Here is a 19,557-nt window from a genome sequence, read left to right as displayed (position 1 = left end):
TCCCGGATACGAGGCAACGAACTGCGATTTCCAGCGAGCTTTCAACACCATGGCCAAAGGTCGTAATAAGCCTTTGACTGGAGCTGGAGCTGGAGCTGCAACCGCAACCGCAACCGCAACCGGAAACTCCAAACCGCCGACCGGGAAAGAACCCCGGCCGGCGCCTCAGGAACCGCCGCCGGGCGCGCCTCCTACACAGACGCGCAAGGCCGAGCTCAGCCGCTGCAGCCGGCAGCCTTCAGCACGTCCGCGCTGGTGCCCGGGATCAGGCCGGCCAGCTGGCACAAGGTGGCGTCCGCGACCTGCCAGTGGCCGGAGGCCGAGTCGAGGACCGCGGTGCCGTTGGCGTGCGGGAGGGCGGGCTGGCCGTTCAGGAGGATGGCGAAGTCCACCTTGGCGCTGGTGGCGCTGTCGAAGGTCACGTTGTTGACCTGGATCGAGGACTTGGCGCCGTTCGCGGCCGCGGCCAGGGCGGTCAGCAGGCCCTGGACCTTGGCGGCGTTCTGGACCATCGAGGCCTTGGTGGCGGTGTCGATGCTGTTGTCGAAGAACTTGTTGTAGGCGTCCTTCACGGCCTGGGTGGCGCCGGCCACGTCGCTGGGCTGGCCGCCGGCCGGGGCGGAGCTGCTGCCGCTCGTGCTCGGGCTGGCGGTGTCGGACGACGACATGGACGCGGACGAGGAGGACGAGGCGGCGCTGCTGGAGCTTGCGCTGGAACCGGCGGCGCTGGTGGTGCTGCCGCCGCTCGCCGAGGGGGAGGACTTGCTGGAGGAGCAGCCCGCGGCGAGGAGGGCGGCGACCGCGAGGGTGGCACCGGTTCGGGCGAGCGATGTGCGTCGAGATATCACGGAGGATCACGCTCCTGGAGAGTATTCCCGGCATCTTGGAACCTGACATACCATCATCTTCAGTAAGGGTCCACAGACACTCGCGTCTCACTGACCGTGACTGGAGGGCGTTGAGCCCATGTCCCGCCTCGATGACCTGGACCGGCGGACGCGGCTGGCGCTGGGCGGGGCGGTGATCGTCGTCGGCGTGCTGCTCCTGGTTCTGGGCTGGTACCTGATCTCCGGCGAGGCGGTCGCGGCCAAGCAGCTGCCGTATCTGGCCTCCGCGTCCATACCCGGAGCGGTGCTCGTCGTGTGCGGTTTCGTGTTCGCGGTGTCGGGAACCACGGACCCCGCCACCGCCCGGAAGATCGCCGAACTGCACGAGCTGCTGACCGACGCGGTCGAGGAGTAGCCGCGCCATGTTCTACGCCGGTCTCGCGCTGAACGGGCTGGCGATCGGCTGCGTGGCGGCGCTGGCGGCGGTCGGGCTCCTGGCCACGTATCGGGTGACCGGCGTCTTCAACATCGCCTTCGGCGCCATCGCGGTCTTCTGCGCCTACGTCATGTGGCAGTGCGTGCGGGTCTGGGGGATGCCGGTCGGTGTGGCGGCGGTACTGGTGCTCGGGATCGTCGCGCCGGGGATCGGATTGGCGCTGGAGCGGCTGGTGTACCGGCCGTTGCGGCGCGCCGGCGCCTCCGGGCTGCTGGTCGCGACGCTGGGTGTGCTGGTGCTCCAGCTCGGCCTGGTCTTCCTGCTGTGGGGCGGCCGTTCGTCGGTGGACGCGCCGTCGTTGCTGCCCGCCGGCGACGTCCGGCTCCCGGGTGCGCTGCGGCTTCCCTTCGCGACCATCGTCGAACTCTGCGTCGTGGCACTGGTCGCGGCGGTGTTGACGGTGGTGCTGAAGGCGACCCGGGCCGGGTTGATGGTGCGGGCGGTCGTCGACGACCGGGACCTGGCGGCGGCGCTGGTGCCCGCCGATCGGCTCGCGGCGGCGGGCTGGGCGTTCGGCTCGTTCCTGGCCGGGCTCGCCGGCGTCCTGTGGGCGCCGGTCTACCACCTGGACCCCTACAGCCTCACGTTGACCGTGCTGGAGACGATGGGCGTCGCGGTGCTGGCCCGGCTGACGTCGCTGCCGGTCGCGGTGGGAGCCGCCCTGGCGATCGGCGTCGGGCAGACGGAGCTGACGGCCGTGCACCCCGCGCCGCGGTGGCAGGGGCTGGTCGACGCGTTCCACACGAACCTGTTCGTGCTGGTGCTGTTCGCGGCGTTGATGGTGCTGCCCCGGCTGGGGATCCGGGACGCGGGGGCGATCGGCGGAGGGCTGCATCGGGCCGGTGCGCGGCGTCCTTCGAGTCCCGATCCGGTCTCCCGGCTGCCGCTGGGCGCGCTGTCCCTGGCGTCGGTCCTGCCCCTGTTCTTCGACCCGGCGGACCTCCGCGCGGCGCTGGCGGTACCGGCGTTGGCCGTGGTGTTCGTGTCGCTGGTCGTGGCCACCGGCTACGCCGGCCAGATCTCGTTGGGGCAGGCCGGTTACGCGGGGCTCGGCGCGCTGTTCATGGCCAAGCTCGCTGACGGCGGTGTGCCCTGGCTGGCGGCGCTGTTCCTCGGGCCGCTGCTGGTGGTGCCGGTCGGCTGGTTCACCGGTGCTGTGTCGGTCGATAAAGGCGTCGCCATCCACCGGCGGGGCCTCTACCTGGCGCTGACGACCTTCGCCACGGCCGCGGTGGTGGCGCGCTTCGTGTTCGCCCAGCCGGTGTTCGTCGGCGGGCTGACGGTGTTCCGGCCGCCGGGGTTCACCGACGACCACTGGTTCTACGGGCTCGAACTCGCCTGTCTGGTCCTGGCGCTGCTGCTGGTCCGCGCGCTGCACACCGGCCCGCTGGGCCGGGCGCTGGCGGCGTTGCGGGACTCCGAGGCGGCGGCGGTGTCGGCGGGCGTCGACGTCCGCCGGATGAAGGTGTTCGTCTTCGCGTGCGCCGCGGGCCTGGCCGGACTCGGCGGCGCCCTGACCGCCTCGGCCGCGCAGGCGTTCAACCCGACGGACTTCGACCCGGTCCAGGGCCTGGTCTGGTTCGCGGCGGTGGCGGTGTGGGGCGTGGATTCGGCGGTCGGCGCGGTCGTCGGGGCCGCGGCCCTGGTCGCGGTCGACGCCGGCACGGTGGTCGGGGTGTCCGGCCTGCTGATCGGCGTCGGCGCGGTGCTGCTCGGCAGGTTCCCCGGCGGCATCGGGGCCGCGGTGCGGCGTGCCGGGCACTGGCTCGCCACACCGGCCGGGCGGCCGGTCGGGAAGCGGCGCCTCAGCCCGGCGGGACGCGCGGTCGCGACCCGGCTGCGAGCGGGGCGGACCGGATGACCGGCCTGGTGATCAGAGGGCTGCGACGCCGGTTCGGCGGCCTGGCGGCGGTCGACGGCGTGGACCTGGACGTGCCCGCGGGGGCGGTGACGGCGCTGATCGGTCCGAACGGCGCCGGCAAGACGACGCTGTTCCACTGCGTCACCGGGATGGACGCCACGGACGGCGGGACCGTGGTCCTCGGCGACCGCGATCTCAGCGGCTTGCCGCCGCACCTCCGGGCGCGGGCCGGGATCGCGTGGACGTACCAGCGCATCGAGCTGTTCGCCGGGATGACCGTCGCCGAGAACGTCCGCGTGGGCGCCGAGAACCGCCGGGGCCGGCCGCTGGTGGCCGGGTTGCTCGGCCTGCCCGATCCGCGCCGGGCCGCCGTGCGGGCCGCCACCGGCGCCGTGCTCGACCGGCTGGGCCTGTCCGCCCTCGCCGACGTCCCCGCCGGGACCCTCCCCACCGGCACCATGCGGCTGGTCGAGCTCGGCCGGGCCCTCGCCGCCGCACCCGCGGCGCTCCTGCTCGACGAACCGGCCTCCGGTCTGGACGACCACCAGATCGCGCGGCTGGCCGGCGTCCTGCGCACCCTGGCCGACGACGGTCTCGCGATCCTGCTCGTCGAGCACGACCTGCGCTTCGTCACGGCCGTCGCCGACACCGCGCACCTCATGGTGTCCGGTCGCGTCCTGCTCTCCGGCCGCCCCGAGGAAGTGGTCGCCGCACCCCTGGCGCGCGAGCTCTATGTCGGCGAGGCCTGATGCTCACCGTCGACGCGCTCCGCGTCCGGTACGGGCCGCTGGAGGCGCTGCACGGCGTCAGCCTCGACGTCGGAGCCGGCGGGGTCACCGCCGTCCTCGGCCGCAACGGCGCCGGGAAGTCCACGCTGGTCCGGGCGATCGCCGGATACCTGCGTCCCTCGTCGGGCCGCATCCTGTGGCAGGGTTCGGACATCACCCGCGCGCCGATCGGCCGCCGTGCCGCCGCGGGCCTGATGCTCGTCCCCGACGAGGGCGGGGTCTTCCGCAGCCTGACCGTGCGGGAGAACCTGGAGCTCTTCGCCGCCGGCCGCGACCTGGGCCCGGCCTTCGAGACCTTCCCGGACCTCGACGCCCTGGCCCGCCGGCGCGCCGTGCTGCTGTCCGGCGGAGAGCAGCAGATGCTCGCGTTGTCGCGCGCGCTGCTCGCCCCGTGGCGGCTGCTGATGGTCGACGAACTGTCCCACGGCCTGGCCCCTGCCTTGGCCGCACGCCTCTACGCGGTCCTGGCCGGACTCGCCGCCACGCACCCCGACCGGGCCGTGCTGCTCGCCGAGCCGGACCCCCGCGTGGCGCTCGCCCTCGCCGGCCGTGTCCACGTCCTGCGACGCGGGGAACTGGCGGCCACGGGTTCCCCTGCCGAGTTCGACGCCGCTACCTTGTGAACCATGGAGCTGTTCGACCCGTCCCGCGACCCCCGAGCAGATCTGGCCCAGGCCCGCAGCGCGGCCGCCACCGACGGCAAGGACATCCTCCTGGTGTTCGGCGCGCGCTGGTGTCCCGACTGCACCGCGTTCGAGGACTGGACCGCGGATCCCGAGGTCGCCGAGCTGCTGGCGCGGAAGTACCACCTGGTGACCGTGAGCGTGGGCACCGAGCGCGGGGAGCGCGACCGGCACGCCGACCTGGACGCCGACTTCAACCATCCGGTGGCCGGGGGCATCCCGGCGCTGTCGGTGCTGAACCCCCAGGGCAAGATCCGCTTCGACTCGGCGGACGGCGAGTTCGCGCGGGCCCGGCGGATGAAGCCGGAGGATCTGGTGCGGTTCCTGGCCGGCGGGCACTGAGCGCTTTATAAGGGTATTGACACGATCGAGTGAATTGCGGCATTTCCGCTTCGCGATCGCCGACCCGGGCTGTTCCACTGGTGCCCGGGGGCGACGATCAAGGAAAGGCGGGAATCATGATGGCGACAGCCACCCTCCGGATGAAGGCCGACCGGCCGGCCGACGAGAAGGACCTGTGGGCCCGCGGCGAGCTCGGGCACTGGCTGGGCTTCCGCTGCCCGTCCCGCGTGGAGGTCATCGGCGGCGACGTCTTCGTGTCGTGGGCCTCCGGGCTGACCTCGGCGCAGACCTTCTCCACGGTGCTGGCCAGCCTGGTCAACGGCCGGGGCGCGGAGTGCCCGCGGGACGTCCGGATGCTGGTCGAGGGCGACGCCGACTTCGCGGTGGTCGACGTCGAGCGCTGGACCGAGTCCTGGGAGCGCTTCACGTCCCCGTGGCTCGGCGAGCTGGTGGCGATCGAGGTCACCGCGCCGGACGCGGCCGCCGGGCGCCGGCCCGGGGCGGCGCGGCGGCGCGGGCATCCGACCCGCACCGAGCTGGCCCGGCTCGGCGTGCCGTGCTACCTGCTGGTGGACCGGGCGCCCGAGGTGGCCGAGGCGTATCTGTTCGCCAAGCCCGATGTCGAGAGCGGGAGGTTCACCCGGTCCGAGACCGTCCCGTTCGGGGAGTCCTTCCGGCTGCCCGACCCCATCGGGCTGACCGTGAGCACCGACCGCTGGCGGACCTGGGAGTGAGGGCCGGTCAGCCCCCGTAAAGGCGCTGCATCGCGTAGGCGGTCATCTGCTCGATCGCCTTCGCGTCGAACACGATCCGGTGCTCGCCCTCGATGTCCAGCACGATCCCGTATCCGGTGGGCAGCAGGTCCAGGACCTCGCCGCCGGTCACGGTGAAGTAGCGGGACTCCTCGCCGGAGTAGGCGCGCAGCTCGGCCAGCGAGCTGAACATCGGGATCACCGGCTCCGGGGTGTCGTGCAGCGCCAGGAAGCCGGGCTGTTCGCCGCGCGGGCAGAAGATCTTGGCGCTGTTGAACACGGTGTAGAAGTCTTCCGGTCCCATCACGCCGCCGGTGAACGCGCGGATCGCGTCGCTCAACGCGGCGTTGGCCACCTGCGACGGCGGGGGCTCCTGGGGATAGCCGTACACGCGACTAGAGCCTACCCGCCGTGTGCGGCCCGATGCACCGGGCTCGCGTGATCCACCTCACCGACCCGATGGCGGAATCCACCGGGACTCGGGCTTGCGGCTAGTTACCAGTGGGTAGCATCCTGGTGGGAGCTGTTATTACTCACCAGTACGACCGGAACGCAACCCTGAGCCGGTCCGGGACCATGGGAGCCACGGCGATGAGCCACTACAAGTCGAACCTCCGGGACATCGAGTTCAACCTCTTCGAGGTGCTCGGCCGCGGCGAGGTGTACGGGACCGGCGAGTACGCCGACATGGACGTCGACACCGCCAGGTCGGTGCTCGCCGAGGTCGAGCGCCTCGCGGTGGACGACCTGGCGCCCAGCCTGATCGACTCCGACCGGAACCCGCCGATCTACCACCCGGAGACCTTCTCCGCGACGCTGCCGGAGAGCTTCAAGCGCTCCTACAAGCAGTTCATGGACGCCGAGTGGTGGCGGCTGGGCCTGCCGACCGAGCTCGGCGGGACGCCGACGCCGCGCACCCTGCGCTGGTCGGTGGCCGAGCTGGTGCTCGGTGCGAACCCGGCGATCTGGATGTACACCTCCGGCGCCGACTTCGCGACCGTGATCTGGAACCTCGGCACCGAGGAGCAGCGCAAGGTCGCGGCGCGCATGGTCGAGGGCCAGTGGGGCTCCACCATGGTGCTGACCGAGCCGGACGCCGGCTCGGACGTGGGCGCCGGCCGCACCAAGGCGATCAAGCAGGACGACGGCACCTGGCACATCGAGGGTGTGAAGCGGTTCATCACCTCCGGTGAGCACGACCTCAGCGACAACATCATCCACCTGGTGCTCGCCCGCCCCGAGGGCGCCGGCCCCGGCACCAAGGGCCTGTCGCTGTTCATCGTGCCGAAGTTCGACTTCGACTGGGAGACCGGCGAGCTCGGCGAGCGCAACGGCGCCTTCGTCACCAACGTCGAGCACAAGATGGGCCTGAAGGCCTCCACCACCTGCGAGGTCACCTTCGGCCAGCACGGCACCCCGGCCAAGGGCTGGCTGGTGGGCGAGGTGCACGACGGCATCGCGCAGATGTTCAACATCATCGAGTTCGCGCGCATGATGGTCGGCACCAAGGCCATCTCCACGCTGTCCACCGGCTACCTGAACGCCCTGGAGTACGCCAAGCAGCGGGTGCAGGGCGCGGACCTGACCACCCCGGGCAAGGACGCGCCGCGCGTCACCATCACCCACCACCCGGACGTGCGCCGCTCGCTGATGACGCAGAAGGCCTACGTGGAGGGCATGCGCGCGCTGGTGCTCTACACCGCGACCTTCCAGGACACCATCGAGATAGCCCGCGCCGCCGGCGAGGAGGACAAGCACGCCGAGCGCATGAACGACCTGCTGCTGCCGATCGTGAAGGGCTACGGCTCGGAGAAGTCCTACGAGCAGCTGGCGCAGGCGCTGCAGATCCTCGGCGGCTCGGGCTTCCTGCAGGACTACCCGCACGAGCAGTACATCCGCGACGCCAAGATCGACTCGCTGTACGAGGGCACCACCGCGATCCAGTCCCTGGACCTGTTCTTCCGCAAGATCGTGAAGGACGGCGGCGTCGCCATCAACGCGCTCAACGAGGAGATCACCACGTTCCTGGCCGCCGGCCCCGGCGGCGAGGAGCTGGCGAACGAGCGCGCGCTGCTGTCCACCGCGCAGGCCGAGGTCGGCGCGATGCTGAAGGCGATGCTGGACAAGGCCGGCGAGTCGCTGTCCGACCCGAAGCAGCTGTACGTCGTGGCGCAGAACACCGTGCGCTTCCTGTTCGCGCTCGGCGACGTGATCGTCTCCTGGCTGCTGCTGCGCCAGGCGACCGTGGCGCAGGCCGCGCTGGCCGGCGGCGCCGCGGAGCGTGACGTGCCGTTCTACACCGGCAAGATCGCCGCGGCGAAGTTCTTCGCCCGGAACATCCTGCCGCTGCTGGCCGCGCAGCGCGCGATCGTCGAGGCGACCGACAACTCGCTGATGGACGTGCCGGAGGAGGCCTTCTAAGCCGCGCCGAAGGCTCTTCGCAAATCACGCGACCGCCCCTACCCTTCGCCGACATGGCGAGAGTAGGGGCGGTTCTGCGTGGGACGGTCCGGACCGTCGGCGAGCTGCTGGTGACGTTCTCGGTCCTCACGGCCTTGTTCATCGTGTATCAGCTCTATTACACGAACCTGGTCGGCCGGCAGGTGATGGACGACGAGGTCGGCGCCATGCACAGACAATGGACGGCTTCGGCCGCGGCGGCGCCGCCCGCGCCGCCGACTCCGCCGGTGCGGTCCGCCGCCACGCCGCCGTCCCCCACGGCGGTGCCCCCGGCCACCTCCGGGGCCCCGGCGCCCCAGACCGCGGCCCCGGTCGCCGCGCCGCCGTCGACGCCGTCGGCGCTGCTCCGCAACGGCTCCTACGTGGCGATCCTGCACATCCCGCGGTTGGGCTCCGGCGCCGACGGCTCCGGGATCCCGGTCCTCGAAGGCATCGGCATGGACGTCCTGAACAAGGCGACCGGCCATTACCCGGGCACGGCGCTGCCCGGCCAAGTCGGCAACTTCGCGGTCGCCGGCCACCGCAAGACGCACGGTGAGCCGTTCCGCCATCTCGACGAACTCCGCGCCGGCGACCTGGTCACCGTCGAGACCGCGAAGGCCTGGTTCACCTACGAGATCGACGCCGATCCGGTGATCGTCCAGCCGTCGGACGTCGGCGTGCTCGCGCCGGTGCCCGGCCGGAGTCTCATCACCCTGACGACCTGCAACCCGTGGTGGTCCTCGACGCAGCGGATGATCGTGACCGGCCACCTGGTCTCGTCCCGGTCCCGCACATGACTATTGACACTCCGTCAGATTCCTCCGTCAATGGCTAGACCGTTCGAACGGCCAGTCGATGTCAGGAGGCATCCATGGAGCACTCCGGCCTTCCCGCAGTCCGAAGCAGACGCCTGACGTGGCGCGCGACCGTGCTCGGCGGCGCGGTCACGGCGGCCGCGGTGGCGATCGCCGCGTTCGCGCCGTCGGCCAGCGCCGCCCAGGTCGACGTCAAGTACGGCGGCTGCACCAGCAGCAATCCGGGGCTCGCGGCGGCCCCGCCGGACTACACCACGAAGGTCACGCTGACCCCGCAGGGGAGCGACTTCAAGACCGGCCAGGCGATCAGGATCACCTGGCACTACTCGACGTCCACGGCGCCCGGCCCGGTCGGCATCCCGGTGGCGAACGTGGCGACGGCGAAGGCGAAGATCCTCGTCGCCGGCGCCGCGTCGTCGACCATCACGACCGCGGACTCGGCCAAGTTCCCGCCGTCGCCGGTCGCGGCCGGGGGAACGTTCCAGATCCCTGATATGACCGCGACCTTCACGCCGACCGCCGCCGGGACCTACACGCTGACGCCCGGGGACAACGAGCAGGACGTGGCGCAGTTCGGCGTCGTGGTGAACTGCAAGGCCAGCGGCGCGACCGCGGCCGCGACCATCACCGTGGCAGCCGGCACCGGCGGTACGACATCGACGAGTACCGCGACGTCGGCTACCACGACCGCGGCTACCGCCACGACCAGCACCTCGACTCTCAGCACCCTGCCGCACACCGGATTCGACGGGCGGTGGCTGTTCGGGGGCGCGGGCCTGGCCGCGGTGCTCGGCGGCGCCGGGATCGCGGCCACCCGGCGCCGGCGCGGGAGCCACGGCTGACCCGCTTGACACGGCTTTCCGGAGCGTCTCTTCGAACGTGCGTATTGACTTCGCACGAGAGCTGCCCATGAATAGCTGACACTCCATCAGATCAGGTGCACGACAACCCATCCCTGCGGGCCGCCGGCCCGTGGGTTTGTCACCCCCCTTCACGGAGAGGGCACCATCCAGTGAGACACAGATCCATATCCAGACGGGCCGCGGTCCTGTCCGGGACGCTGGCGGCGGCCCTGGCCACCGCGACCGCCCTGGCGCCCGCGGCCTCGGCCGGGACCACCACGGTGAACTACACCGGCTGCACCAGCAACAACGCGGTGCTGGCCCCGCCGCCGGCGGACTACAGCTCGCAGGTCACGCTGACGACCTCGTCGAGCACCGTCTCGGTCGGCACCCCGGTGACCATCACCTGGCACTACTCGACCTCCACGGCGCCGGCCGGCACCGGCATCCCGATCGCCAACGCGGCCACCGCCAAGGCGAAGATCGTGGTCGGCGGGGCCGGCAGCGGCACCATCGACACCGGCTCCTCGGCGGCGTTCCCGCCGGCGCCGGTCCCGGCCGGCGGGACGTTCCAGATCCCGGACTTCACCGCCACGTTCACCCCGACGTCCACCGGCACCTACACGTTCACGCCGGGGGACAACGAGCAGGACGTCGCGCAGTTCGGCGTCGTGATCCAGTGCACCGCCGGCGGGGCCGGGGTCGCGGCGAGCGTCACCGCGACCAACGCCTCGGCGTCGGTCGCCTCCAGCGTGATCCGCCCCGGCGCCACCGAGAACTTCAGCGGCGCCGGCTGGATCGCCGGGGAGACGGTGACGCCGTCGTTCAAGGACAGCGCGGGCACCGTCACCGCGGGGACGGCTCTCACCGTCCCGGCCGGCGGGGCGATCTCCGGCTCGATCGGCATCCCGGCCGCCGCCGCCACCGGCGCCGGCCAGGTGATCCTGACCGGCAGCACCAGCGGGGCGGTCCCGGCCGCGGTCACCGTGCTCGGCGCGCCGACGCTGGCCGCGTCGCCGTCCTCGGGCGGTCCCGGCACCGTTGTCGGCCTCACCGGCGACAACTGGGATCCGGGGGCGACCGTGGCGATCAGCGGCGTGGACGGCACCGGCAACCCGGTCGGCAGCCCGATCACGCTGACCGCGGGCGCCAACGGGCACGTCGCGGGCAACTACACCGTGCCGGGCACGGCGATCGCCGCCATCGGCGGCGCGGAACTGGTCGGCGGCGTGCCGAGCACCACCCTGCGCGCGGCGGCGACCTTCACGTTCGCCAACAGCTCCTGCACCGCGGACGCGGCCGGCGCGGCGGTGTCGTCGCACGGCACGTGCTCCATCCCGCAGGGCGCGAACGTGGCCGTCAACGGCGGGCCGCTGCAGATGGCGGAGAACGCCGGTGCCGTGTCCTTCCCGGACGTGACCCTCAACGGCACCGTCCACAACCAGCCCGGTGCGCTGCAGCAGATCGACGTCCAGGACTTCCGCGGCACCACCAACGGCTGGGTCCTGAACGCCACCATGTCGGACCTGGCCCTGACCGGCGGTCCGTACGGGAACCAGGGCGCGGCGCCGATCCCGGCCGGGAACGTCACCGCGAGCGGCCTGAGCTGCGCCGGCAACCCGGCGGGCACGCCGCCGTACCCGTCGACCCCGACGGCCGGCTCCGGCGGGGCACTGGACCCGAACACCGCGATCACCCTGTGCTCGCAGGCGGCCGGGGGGACCAACCCGCCGACCGTCACCGGCGGCGACTTCCTGGTCGGCGCCGCGCTCACCCTGAAGGTCCCGGCGTACGTGCTCCAGGGCACCTACACCGGCACCGTCACGATCTCCCTGCAGTAGGCGCCACAACACGCTGACGCAGGGAACACAGGCGGCTTCCGTGGGGCGAGGTCCATTCGCCCCACGGAAGCCACTGCCATCACACCACACCGCCGGAGCGTGGAGGAGATCACCCGTGGGGAACGCCGTGGTCCAGCGCAGTTTCCGCCGAGTCGTGACGGTGCTCGCCGCGACGCTGGCGGCCGGGATGCTCGCCGCCGCCCCGCCGGTCTCGGCCCTGAGCCCGAGTCTGAGTCTGAGCCCGAGTCCGAGCCCGAGTCCGAAACCCTCGCCGTCCCCCTCATCCTCCGGCGATCCCACCAAGACCGCGCACGACAACGGTTCCTGGTGGGTGCAGCCCGCGCCGAAGCCCGGCGCCGCGGCGAACGCCCGCCAGTACTTCATCCTCGAAGGCCGCCCCGGCACGACGCTGGAGGACGGCCTGACGATCTCGAACTACACCGACCACCCGATCACGTACTACGTCTACGGCGCCGACGGTTACAACACCCCGAAGGACGGCCAGTTCGCGTTGCGCGACCACGGCTATGCGATGACCGGCGTGGGCACGTGGGTCCGGCCGTCGTTCCCCACCGTCACGGTCCAGGCACGCACCTCCACCGTCGTGCCGGTCACCATCGCGATCCCCGCGGACGCCACGCCCGGCGACCACGTCGGCGGGATCTCCGGCATGGACACCGCCGTAGAGAGCGTGCAGCAACAGGGCAACGTGCAGGTCGGTATCAAGCGGGTGGTTGCGGCCCGCCTCTACCTGCACGTGGACGGCGCGGCGGTGGGCGGGCTCACCGTCAGCGGGCTGAAGGTCTCCGGCTCGGCGCCGTTCCCGGCGTATCTGCGCGACGGCGACGGCCGCGTGACCGCCTCCATCACCAACAGCGGCAACCTGCTCCAGACCCCGAAGGCGCACCTGCGCGCCACCGGCGTGTTCGGCACCCTGATCGACCGAACGGTGCAACTGCCGCAGATCCTGCCGGGACAGAGCATCGACTTCGCGCAGGAGTGGAAGCACCTCCCGCCCTTCGAGATCGGCACGCTGCACCTGGACGTCACCGACGACGCGGTGTCGCCGGCGGTGGCGTCGACCGCGTCGGCTTCGCTGACGCTGATCCCGTGGCTGACGATCCTGGCCGTGGTGCTGATCGTGGCCGCGGAGGTCGCGGCGTCCGTGTTCCGGCGCCGCCGCAGGAACCCGCCGCCGGTCCGGCGCCCGCGCCGCATCCGTCCCGGCCGGCCCTCGCCCGCCAAACGCAGCGGAGGCGGAGGACGGCGGGAGACGTCGAAGGCCGCGGCGCCTTGATGCTCCGGCTGGTCCTCACCGCCGCCCTGGCCGCGGTGGTGCATGCGGGACCCACGATGCCCGCGCTGACGCTGTCGAAGGACACGGCGAAGGTGGGGGAGCACATCGTCGTCACCGGCAGTGGTTTCCCCACTGGCGCGCGGCTCCAGGTGGAGGTCTGCGGCATCGGGGGATCATCGAACTCCTGCGCCATCGCCGACGCCGCCTCCGCCACGGCCGACGCCTTCGGCGGATTCCGGCAGAACCTGGTCGTGACCGAACCGCCGACGCCGTGCCCTTGTACGGTGCACGCCGCGCCGTACGGCGGGGCCTCCGCGGACCCCGTCGACACGCCGTTGAGCATTCCCGGGCTGCGCTACCTGCCGCAGGCGGCTCCGGCTGTGCCGGGGACCGCGAAGCTGCTGGACGCGACAGCGGTCGACGACTCGCCGTTCCTCACCCAGATCGGTGCGGGTGGTTCGGCGCGGGTCACGCTGACCTTCGGGAACCTCAGCGGCGGTCCCGCGAACGATCCCGGTGTCGCGCTGACGCTGGCACGGGGCGGGAAGCAGGTGGGGCGGTATCCGGTGGCGTGGACCGGCGGCGCGTTGCCGGCCGGGCAGCGGCGGACGCTGGTGTACGAGGTGCCGCTGCCCGGCGGGTGGTTCCGGGACTACGAGGTCGGGGTCGTGGTGGGCACCGCCACTGACACCGCCACCAGCACCGGCGCCGCCACGGGCGCCGCCACCGGCGGCGCCGGCAAGCCGATCACCGTCCGCACCCTGTCCGCGTCCGTGCGGCCGTGGGGCGAGCTCGTGGCGCCGGGAGCCCTCGCCCTGGGCGTGTTGTGCCTGTTGGCGGGCCGGAGACGGCGCTACACGGCCGTCGCGGGCCTCCCGGTCCGCCAGGGTGCTGTCGCCGGCCGTCGCAGCGGTGCGGCCGTCCCAGGGCCCTTCTCGGCCGTGGAACCGGCCACCCTCGGGATCCTGGTGGCCCCAGACCTCGGAACCGCCACGGCTGAGGCCCCTGAGACTGCTGTGAGTGAGAACCCTTAACGCAGCCGCTCGGCCAGGTCCCGCGCGACCGACGCCGCCCGCGTCCCGTAGTCCGACCCGTACAGCGCCGCGTGCACCAGCAGCGGGTGCAGTTGGTGCAGCGGGACGCGCTCCTGCCAGCCGTCGGCCAGCGGGTGCACCTCGTCGTAGGCCGCGATGATCCGGTCCAGATACGGGGGCGGGAACAGCGCCAGCATCGCCAGGTCGGTCTCCCGGTGCCCGCCGTGCGCGGCCGGGTCGACGAACCAGCCCTCGCCGCGGCCGTCCCACAGGATGTTGCCGCTCCAGGCGTCGCCGTGGATGCGCGAGGGACGCTCCTCCTCGCCGGCCAGGAAATCGATGCGGGTGCACACCTCTTCGATCACCTGTGCGCCGTCGGCGTCCAAGTGGCCGCGGTCGCGGGCCAGCTTCACGTAGGGCATCACACGGCGCTCGGCGTAGAACGTCGCCCAGTCCTCGGTGGCCTTGTTGTCCAGGGGCAGCACCGCGATGTAGCCGGGCCAGTCGGCACCGAAGCTGTGCGCGCCGCGGGCGTGCAGGGAGGCCAGGCGCCGGCCGAACTCCTCGGCACCGTCGGGGGTCGGCCGCCCGGGCGCGATCCACGACGTCACCAGGATGTCCTCGGCCACGCCGAGCACTTCCGGCACCCGCACGCCGCCGGAGGCGCCGTCCGTGCCCACCGCCTCGCGCAGCCAGCGCAGGCCCTTGGCCTCGGCGTCGAAGTAGCCCGGACCCGCCACCTGGGCCGCACCGTCCAGGGTCTTGACGAACGCCGCCCCGCCGCTGAAGAACTGTATGCGGTACGTCTTCCCGAAGGAGCCGCCTCCGATGGCGGCCACGCCGAGCACGGCCCTGTTCAGCAGGGCGGCCACGCGGTCCGCGACAGTACTCGCCATATGGCGATCGTAGCCGCAGGTGGCGGCCCCGGCGGTCCCCCGCCACCACCGTTTCCGGCGGCTGCGCGCGGTTTCTCAGCGTTTGACGTCGTCCGGGAGCATCGCGTGCAGCGCGATCGACACCACGCTGATCACCAGCGCCCCCAGCAGCGCCGAGGTGAAACCGTCCACGTGGAAGCGCACGTGGTAGTGCTCGCAGATCTTGGAGGTGAGTCCCAGCATGAGCGCGTTGACCACGAAGGTGATCAGCCCGAGGGTCAGCAGGAAAATACCGAACGTGGCTATCTGCACGAGGGGCTTGACCAGGGTGTTCACCGCGGCGAAGATGACCGCGACGACGAGCACGGTGAGCACCTTCTGCTTGGTCGCGTCCGGAGCGCCGGGATCCACCTGGATCGTGACGCCGGACACCACCAGCGTGGTGACCCACAGGGCCACGCCGTTGATCCCGATCTTCAGCAGGAGTTTCTTCACCGCGGCATGCTCGCACGCCTCGCGCGGGGCGTCGAGGGGTTGACGGGGACGCATTTGGAATCAACGACGGAACATCGGCAGGACAACGGAACGCCCGGACGGACACCCTCCGCAGTTCCCGATGTGCCCACAGTGGCGTAAGGGGACTTCGAGAGGACTCACGGGTCACGGTACGGATAGAGGTTTCTAAGAAATCGACCACCGATGGCGCACACATTCCCCAGTACCCGTACTCTGGCAAGCAGACGGTGACTGGATTCCGTCATCGTCCACTGATGTCGCCTGATCGGCGGATGCAGAGGGCTGGTTTCACGCCTGGCTATCAGGGTCGGTATCCCACGAACGGCCCTGAATTGGTTCATGAAGGGTTTTGCCGGATATGCTCACACCATGACTGCGGTGGAACAGCGGCTCGGCCACAAGGTCAAGAGCCTCGAACAGGAACTCAGCGGGGCCAAGGACGCCGTGCTTCGGCCGATGGGCGTGACGGTCCCCCAGTACACGGCCCTGCTCGTGATCAACGACGAGCCCGGCATCAGCGGAGCGGAGCTGGCCCGGCGCTGCCTGGTCACCCCTCAGACGATGACCACGGTCCTCGGCAACCTGACCCTCAAGGGCTACATCGAGCGCCGCTCGGTGCCCGGCCAGGGTCGTGCCATGGAGACCACGATCACCGCCGCCGGCAAGCGGATCCTGGCCAAGGCCGACAAGGAGGTGCTGGCCGTCGAGAAGACCCTGGCCGGCACCATGGCGGTCAAGGACCAGGCCACCTTCGCCAAGCTGCTGGACCAGGCCCGCGCCCCCTTCACCAAGGAGGAGGCGGCCCCCAAGCCGGTCAAGCGCGCCACCCGCACGACGGCGAAGAAGGCGGCGAAGAAGGCCCCGGCCAAGAAGACCGCGGCGGCGAAGGCAGCCCCGGCCAAGAAGGCCGCCGCCAAGAAGACCGTGAAGAAGGCGGCCGCGAAGAAGACGGCGGCCAAGAAGACGGCCAAGAAGACGGCGCGCTGAGCCGGTCGGCCCAGCGCACGCGACAATCCAGAAGATCCCTGCTATTGGGCCCGGCGCGCAGGCGCCGGGCCCGAAGGATTGCGGGGGTCTTTTTTGTGGGCGGGCGCAGGTCGGCGCCCGGCTCGTCCACCACCGGCCAACCGGTGACCGGCCAACCGGTGGCCGGCTGACCGCCGCCCGAAGAAACCCCCGCCGAGCCGGGATCGTGAACACCTCAACCGCCGGCCATCAAGCCTTCCGCCCGGCCGACATCGATCCCGCGCCATCACCACCATGGGCGAAGGTCGTAATAACGCCTTTTGCCATCAGGGGCGCCTGGAAAGGCCGTCGCATAGGCGGGCTCGACCATTCTCAAGGCGTGAGACGGGCGCACATCAGTGCATTGTTCGCACATCAGCACATTGAGCGTCAGCTATCTCTTCCTTGTCACGGGACGCATGCACAACGTATGTCTCATCAGTGACTCAAGTCACTCCTGTCACACTGACCCCAGCCTCAGGCCGCCGCGCGAGGGCCGCTTGCCAACGCGACATATCGCGTGGTTACCTGGGAACTAGAGTCCCGGCCACGGCGTTGAGTGGATAGAAGCAAGGGGTCTCGTTAACGACAAGGACAAGGTGGGGTCGCAATGCCCTTCTGGCTCAAGTGGGTCGCCCTCCCGATCGCGGGCGTCGTCGTGGCGTTCTGGGTCATCTCGGCGATCGTGCACGCCATCCTGGGCTCGCTGGTCACGCTCGCCCTGGTGGTCGTCGCAGCCGGCGCGCTGTACTGGGGATACAACAAGGTCATGATGGAGATCCCGGCCTACCGGCGGAAGAAGCTGCGGGACAAGCAGCGCAAGGGCCTGTACTAGAAACGGGTCCGGCGCCGTCGGCGTCGAACCCGGTACCGGGACTGGTGAGACCCGCCTGAAGCGGGTCTCACTCTCGTCTTTCCCCCACGGAGCGCCGCTCACTCTCAGGATCCGAAGACCATTCACGGAAACGCTCGGCCGGGTGTTCCGGCCGAGCGTTTCCGTTCCCCCCGCCCCCTGGTGCTAGTCGGTGATGACCACGGTGTCCCTCTGATCCTTGTGGCCGCTGTTGTTCTTGGTGCTCTCGGTGCTCTCGGTGCGCTTGATGCCCTCGATGCCCTCGGTGCCCTTGGGCTCGTGCTGCGCGGCGCCGTTCTGCTCCGGCAGTGAGCGGCGCAGAGCCTGGTCGCCCATCGAGGCGAGCATCTGACGCGCCAGGCCGAGTCCCGTGCCCCCCATTGTCAGAGCCTTGCCGAACACGTCGGTCACCCCGTCGGCGCCGTTGAGCAGCACCATGTGCTCGACGTTCTCGAAGGACTTGGCACCGGCCGCCACCACGGTGGGCAGCTGGGCCACCAGCTGCTGGGTGATGATCGCCTCCTGGTGTTCGGCCAGGGCCTCGCCGCGGGCCTTGATCGCCTCGGCCTCGGCCAGGCCCAGGGCCTTGGCGGCCTCGGCCTCGGCCAGGCCCTGGGCCCGGCGCGCCTCGGCGTTCGCCCGGCCCTGGGCTTCGCGGGCCGTGGCCTCGGCGAGGCCCTCGGCCTTGCGGGCCTCGGCGTCGGCCAGGCCGCGGGCCTTGCGGGCCTCGGCGTCGGCCAGGGCCTGGGCCTGTGCCGCGTCCGCGGACGCCTGGCCCAGGGCGCGCTTGGCCTGAGCCTCCGCCTCGGCCTCGGTGCGGACGCGGGTGGCGTCGGCGGCGGCGCGCAGTTCGGTCTCGCGGGCGTGGGCCTCGGCTTCGTGGATCTTCGCCTCGCGTTCGGCGTGGGCCAGGGTGACGGTCTCGTAGGCCCTGGCGTCGGCGGGCTTGCGGACCTCGACCTGCAGCTGCTGTTCCTTGCGCTGGGCCTCGAGTTCGGCGACGCGGGTCTCCTGGACCACGACCTCCTGGCGGGCCTGGGCGTCGGCGAGCGGGCCGGCCTGCCGGGTCTTGGCCTGGGCCTGCTCCACCTCGGCCTGGTAGCCGGCCTGCTGGATGCTGGCGTTGCGCATGGCCTCGGCCTTGCGGGCGTTGGCCTCCGCCTCGGCCTCGGTGGCGCTCTGGTCCGCGGCGGCCTGCGCGATGCGGGCGTCGCGGGTGACGGCGGCGGCGTGCGGCGCCGACAGGGCCTTGATGTAGCCGGTCGGGTCGCCGATCTCCTGGATCTGCAGGGAGTCGATGATCAGGCCGAGCTTCTCCATCTCGGTGCCGCTGGTGGCGCGGGTCTGCTCGGTGAGGCGTTCGCGGTCGCCGATCATCTCCTCGACGGTCAGCCCGCCGACGATGGAGCGCAGATGGCCGGCGAAGATGTTGTGCACCCGGGTGCCCATCTGGCCCTGCTGGTCCAGGAACCGGCGGGCGGCGTTGGCGATCGAGGCGTGGTCGTCCCCGACCTTGAAGATCACCACGCCCTTGACGTGGAGCGGGATGCCCTGGCGGGTCACGCATTCGACGTCCAGCTCGGCCTCGTTCAGGTCCAGCGACAGGCGGCGCACCACCTGGACGCCGGGGACGACGAAGCTGCCGCCGCCGGTGACGATGCGGAAGCCCAGGCCGTCCTGACCTTCGCGGTGCCGGCGTCCGGAGACGATCAGCGCCTGGTTCGGCTCGGCCACCCGCCACATGGACTTGAACAGGATGACGATCAGGACTGCGATGAGGAGTACGGCTCCCCCGATGACGTACGGAACGGTAGACACCGTTCACTTCCTTCCCCTGCGGCCTCCGTACCTTGCGGAGTGCCAAGGAAGTTCTACTCCTGGCGGGGCGCGCTTAGAACGGCGCGGACGTTTGCATCACGCTTGCGTTCTCACGCGGTGCTCACGCCGGGAATACGCGGGTCTCACGCGACTACAGGAGCGGCTCGACGTAGACGGTCCGCGGCGCGTGGTACTCGACGACGACCACGAGCGCGTCCTTGGGGATCTCCTCCCCGGGCGTCATCGCGTAGGCATGGAAGGCCTCGGTGCCCCCGCGGATCTGGACCATCACCTCACCGACCAGACCGGGCGCGATGCGGCCCGTCACCCGGCCCTGCTTGCCGATCATCGTGCTCCCGGTTCCCGTCCGTCTCTTCGGGTGATTGACGCCGATCACGGTACGCGCGCTACGGTGTCCGTGAAACCACACACGCGGGAGCTCGGGCGAACCGGGCTGAGAGGACGGCTGG

20 protein-coding genes are annotated in these 19,557 nt (G+C 71.3%); 14 read left to right on the top strand and 6 right to left on the bottom strand.

Annotated elements, in window-relative coordinates:
• Positions 1-215: 215 nt before the first annotated feature.
• Positions 216-848 carry an MTB12 C-terminal domain-containing protein gene (locus ABD466_RS19860; protein WP_344658593.1) on the bottom strand — a complete coding sequence of 211 codons (633 nt, stop codon included), beginning with the start codon at positions 846-848 and terminating at the stop codon, positions 216-218.
• Between the two features lie 118 nt (positions 849-966).
• Between ABD466_RS19860 and ABD466_RS19855 the strand changes: the two genes are divergently transcribed.
• The 6 genes from ABD466_RS19855 (at position 967) to ABD466_RS19830 (ending at position 5,731) form a co-directional block, all read left to right on the top strand.
• Positions 967-1,242, top strand: a complete 276-nt coding sequence (locus ABD466_RS19855) for a hypothetical protein (protein ID WP_344658592.1) — start codon at positions 967-969, stop codon at positions 1,240-1,242.
• Between the two features lie 7 nt (positions 1,243-1,249).
• The gene (locus ABD466_RS19850) at positions 1,250-3,184 is read left to right on the top strand and encodes an ABC transporter permease (protein ID WP_344658591.1); all 1,935 of its coding nucleotides are present in this window, start codon (positions 1,250-1,252) and stop codon (positions 3,182-3,184) included.
• Complete coding sequence (locus ABD466_RS19845) at positions 3,181-3,933, top strand: ABC transporter ATP-binding protein (protein WP_344658590.1); 753 nt, start codon at positions 3,181-3,183, stop codon at positions 3,931-3,933. Before ABD466_RS19850 ends, ABD466_RS19845 begins: the two co-directional genes overlap by 4 nt.
• On the top strand, positions 3,933-4,595 hold the full coding sequence (locus ABD466_RS19840) for an ABC transporter ATP-binding protein (RefSeq protein ID WP_344658589.1): 663 nt from the start codon (positions 3,933-3,935) through the stop codon (positions 4,593-4,595). The genes ABD466_RS19845 and ABD466_RS19840 overlap by 1 nt, the downstream gene beginning before the upstream one ends.
• 3 nt (positions 4,596-4,598) lie before the next feature.
• Positions 4,599-4,997, top strand: coding sequence for a thioredoxin family protein (locus tag ABD466_RS19835; protein ID WP_344658588.1), 399 nt, complete (start codon positions 4,599-4,601; stop codon positions 4,995-4,997).
• Between the two features lie 116 nt (positions 4,998-5,113).
• The gene (locus ABD466_RS19830; protein WP_344658587.1) at positions 5,114-5,731 is read left to right on the top strand and encodes a hypothetical protein; all 618 of its coding nucleotides are present in this window, start codon (positions 5,114-5,116) and stop codon (positions 5,729-5,731) included.
• Positions 5,732-5,738: 7 nt separating this feature from the next.
• On the opposite strand, the gene ABD466_RS19825 is transcribed toward ABD466_RS19830, so the two are convergent.
• The gene (locus ABD466_RS19825; protein ID WP_344658586.1) at positions 5,739-6,140 is read right to left on the bottom strand and encodes an SseB family protein; all 402 of its coding nucleotides are present in this window, start codon (positions 6,138-6,140) and stop codon (positions 5,739-5,741) included.
• A 200-nt stretch (positions 6,141-6,340) separates the two neighbouring features.
• Between ABD466_RS19825 and ABD466_RS19820 the strand changes: the two genes are divergently transcribed.
• The 6 genes from ABD466_RS19820 (at position 6,341) to ABD466_RS19795 (ending at position 14,020) form a co-directional block, all read left to right on the top strand.
• Positions 6,341-8,170 (top strand): acyl-CoA dehydrogenase, encoded by a 1,830-nt coding sequence (locus ABD466_RS19820; RefSeq protein WP_344658585.1) that lies wholly within the window; start codon positions 6,341-6,343, stop codon positions 8,168-8,170.
• Between the two features lie 53 nt (positions 8,171-8,223).
• The gene (locus ABD466_RS19815) at positions 8,224-8,988 is read left to right on the top strand and encodes a class E sortase (protein ID WP_344658584.1); all 765 of its coding nucleotides are present in this window, start codon (positions 8,224-8,226) and stop codon (positions 8,986-8,988) included.
• Positions 8,989-9,062: 74 nt separating this feature from the next.
• Positions 9,063-9,848, top strand: a complete 786-nt coding sequence (locus ABD466_RS19810) for an LPXTG cell wall anchor domain-containing protein (protein ID WP_344658583.1) — start codon at positions 9,063-9,065, stop codon at positions 9,846-9,848.
• A 170-nt stretch (positions 9,849-10,018) separates the two neighbouring features.
• A complete protein-coding gene (locus ABD466_RS19805; protein ID WP_344658582.1) occupies positions 10,019-11,689 on the top strand; it encodes a hypothetical protein in 1,671 nt (556 codons plus the stop codon).
• A gap of 115 nt (positions 11,690-11,804) precedes the next feature.
• Positions 11,805-12,986, top strand: a complete 1,182-nt coding sequence (locus ABD466_RS19800) for a WxL protein peptidoglycan domain-containing protein (protein WP_344658581.1) — start codon at positions 11,805-11,807, stop codon at positions 12,984-12,986.
• Positions 12,986-14,020 (top strand): hypothetical protein, encoded by a 1,035-nt coding sequence (locus ABD466_RS19795; RefSeq protein ID WP_344658580.1) that lies wholly within the window; start codon positions 12,986-12,988, stop codon positions 14,018-14,020. Before ABD466_RS19800 ends, ABD466_RS19795 begins: the two co-directional genes overlap by 1 nt.
• Here ABD466_RS19795 and ABD466_RS19790 read toward each other — a convergent pair.
• Positions 14,017-14,916, bottom strand: coding sequence for a fructosamine kinase family protein (locus ABD466_RS19790; RefSeq protein ID WP_344658579.1), 900 nt, complete (start codon positions 14,914-14,916; stop codon positions 14,017-14,019). The genes ABD466_RS19795 and ABD466_RS19790 overlap by 4 nt on opposite strands.
• 75 nt (positions 14,917-14,991) lie before the next feature.
• Positions 14,992-15,390, bottom strand: a complete 399-nt coding sequence (locus ABD466_RS19785; protein WP_344658578.1) for a phage holin family protein — start codon at positions 15,388-15,390, stop codon at positions 14,992-14,994.
• A 390-nt stretch (positions 15,391-15,780) separates the two neighbouring features.
• Between ABD466_RS19785 and ABD466_RS19780 the strand changes: the two genes are divergently transcribed.
• Both ABD466_RS19780 and ABD466_RS19775 read left to right on the top strand, forming a co-directional pair.
• Positions 15,781-16,398 (top strand): MarR family winged helix-turn-helix transcriptional regulator, encoded by a 618-nt coding sequence (locus tag ABD466_RS19780; RefSeq protein ID WP_344658577.1) that lies wholly within the window; start codon positions 15,781-15,783, stop codon positions 16,396-16,398.
• Between the two features lie 628 nt (positions 16,399-17,026).
• Entirely contained in the window at positions 17,027-17,251 is a 225-nt protein-coding gene (locus ABD466_RS19775) for a hypothetical protein (protein WP_344658576.1), read from the top strand.
• A 183-nt stretch (positions 17,252-17,434) separates the two neighbouring features.
• Here ABD466_RS19775 and ABD466_RS19770 read toward each other — a convergent pair whose 3' ends face one another.
• A complete protein-coding gene (locus ABD466_RS19770; RefSeq protein ID WP_344658597.1) occupies positions 17,435-19,012 on the bottom strand; it encodes an SPFH domain-containing protein in 1,578 nt (525 codons plus the stop codon).
• 226 nt (positions 19,013-19,238) lie between these two features.
• Positions 19,239-19,436, bottom strand: coding sequence for a hypothetical protein (locus tag ABD466_RS19765; protein WP_344658575.1), 198 nt, complete (start codon positions 19,434-19,436; stop codon positions 19,239-19,241).
• Between the last annotated feature and the right edge of the window lie 121 nt (positions 19,437-19,557).

Origin of the sequence: Catenulispora subtropica (genome assembly GCF_039531675.1) — a bacterium.
Taxonomy (GTDB): Bacteria; Actinomycetota; Actinomycetes; order Streptomycetales; family Catenulisporaceae; genus Catenulispora; species Catenulispora subtropica.
The sequence above is the reverse complement of the archived record's forward strand: the minus strand, read 5'-3'. Positions and strand labels throughout refer to the sequence as shown.

Excerpts from the sequence above, each read along its gene's own strand:
- ABD466_RS19855 (WP_344658592.1), top strand. The coding sequence starts at position 967 with ATGTCCCGCCTCGATGACCTGGACCGGCGGACGCGGCTGGCGCTGGGC.
- ABD466_RS19850 (WP_344658591.1), top strand. The coding sequence starts at position 1,250 with ATGTTCTACGCCGGTCTCGCGCTGAACGGGCTGGCGATCGGCTGCGTG.
- ABD466_RS19845 (WP_344658590.1), top strand. The coding sequence starts at position 3,181 with ATGACCGGCCTGGTGATCAGAGGGCTGCGACGCCGGTTCGGCGGCCTG.
- ABD466_RS19840 (WP_344658589.1), top strand. The coding sequence starts at position 3,933 with ATGCTCACCGTCGACGCGCTCCGCGTCCGGTACGGGCCGCTGGAGGCG.
- ABD466_RS19835 (WP_344658588.1), top strand. The coding sequence starts at position 4,599 with ATGGAGCTGTTCGACCCGTCCCGCGACCCCCGAGCAGATCTGGCCCAG.
- ABD466_RS19830 (WP_344658587.1), top strand. The coding sequence starts at position 5,114 with ATGATGGCGACAGCCACCCTCCGGATGAAGGCCGACCGGCCGGCCGAC.
- ABD466_RS19820 (WP_344658585.1), top strand. The coding sequence starts at position 6,341 with ATGAGCCACTACAAGTCGAACCTCCGGGACATCGAGTTCAACCTCTTC.
- ABD466_RS19815 (WP_344658584.1), top strand. The coding sequence starts at position 8,224 with ATGGCGAGAGTAGGGGCGGTTCTGCGTGGGACGGTCCGGACCGTCGGC.
- ABD466_RS19810 (WP_344658583.1), top strand. The coding sequence starts at position 9,063 with ATGGAGCACTCCGGCCTTCCCGCAGTCCGAAGCAGACGCCTGACGTGG.
- ABD466_RS19795 (WP_344658580.1), top strand. The coding sequence starts at position 12,986 with ATGCTCCGGCTGGTCCTCACCGCCGCCCTGGCCGCGGTGGTGCATGCG.
- ABD466_RS19790 (WP_344658579.1), bottom strand. The coding sequence starts at position 14,916 with ATGGCGAGTACTGTCGCGGACCGCGTGGCCGCCCTGCTGAACAGGGCC.
- ABD466_RS19780 (WP_344658577.1), top strand. The coding sequence starts at position 15,781 with ATGACTGCGGTGGAACAGCGGCTCGGCCACAAGGTCAAGAGCCTCGAA.
- ABD466_RS19775 (WP_344658576.1), top strand. The coding sequence starts at position 17,027 with ATGCCCTTCTGGCTCAAGTGGGTCGCCCTCCCGATCGCGGGCGTCGTC.
- ABD466_RS19770 (WP_344658597.1), bottom strand. The coding sequence starts at position 19,012 with ATGTGGCGGGTGGCCGAGCCGAACCAGGCGCTGATCGTCTCCGGACGC.
- ABD466_RS19765 (WP_344658575.1), bottom strand. The coding sequence starts at position 19,436 with ATGATCGGCAAGCAGGGCCGGGTGACGGGCCGCATCGCGCCCGGTCTG.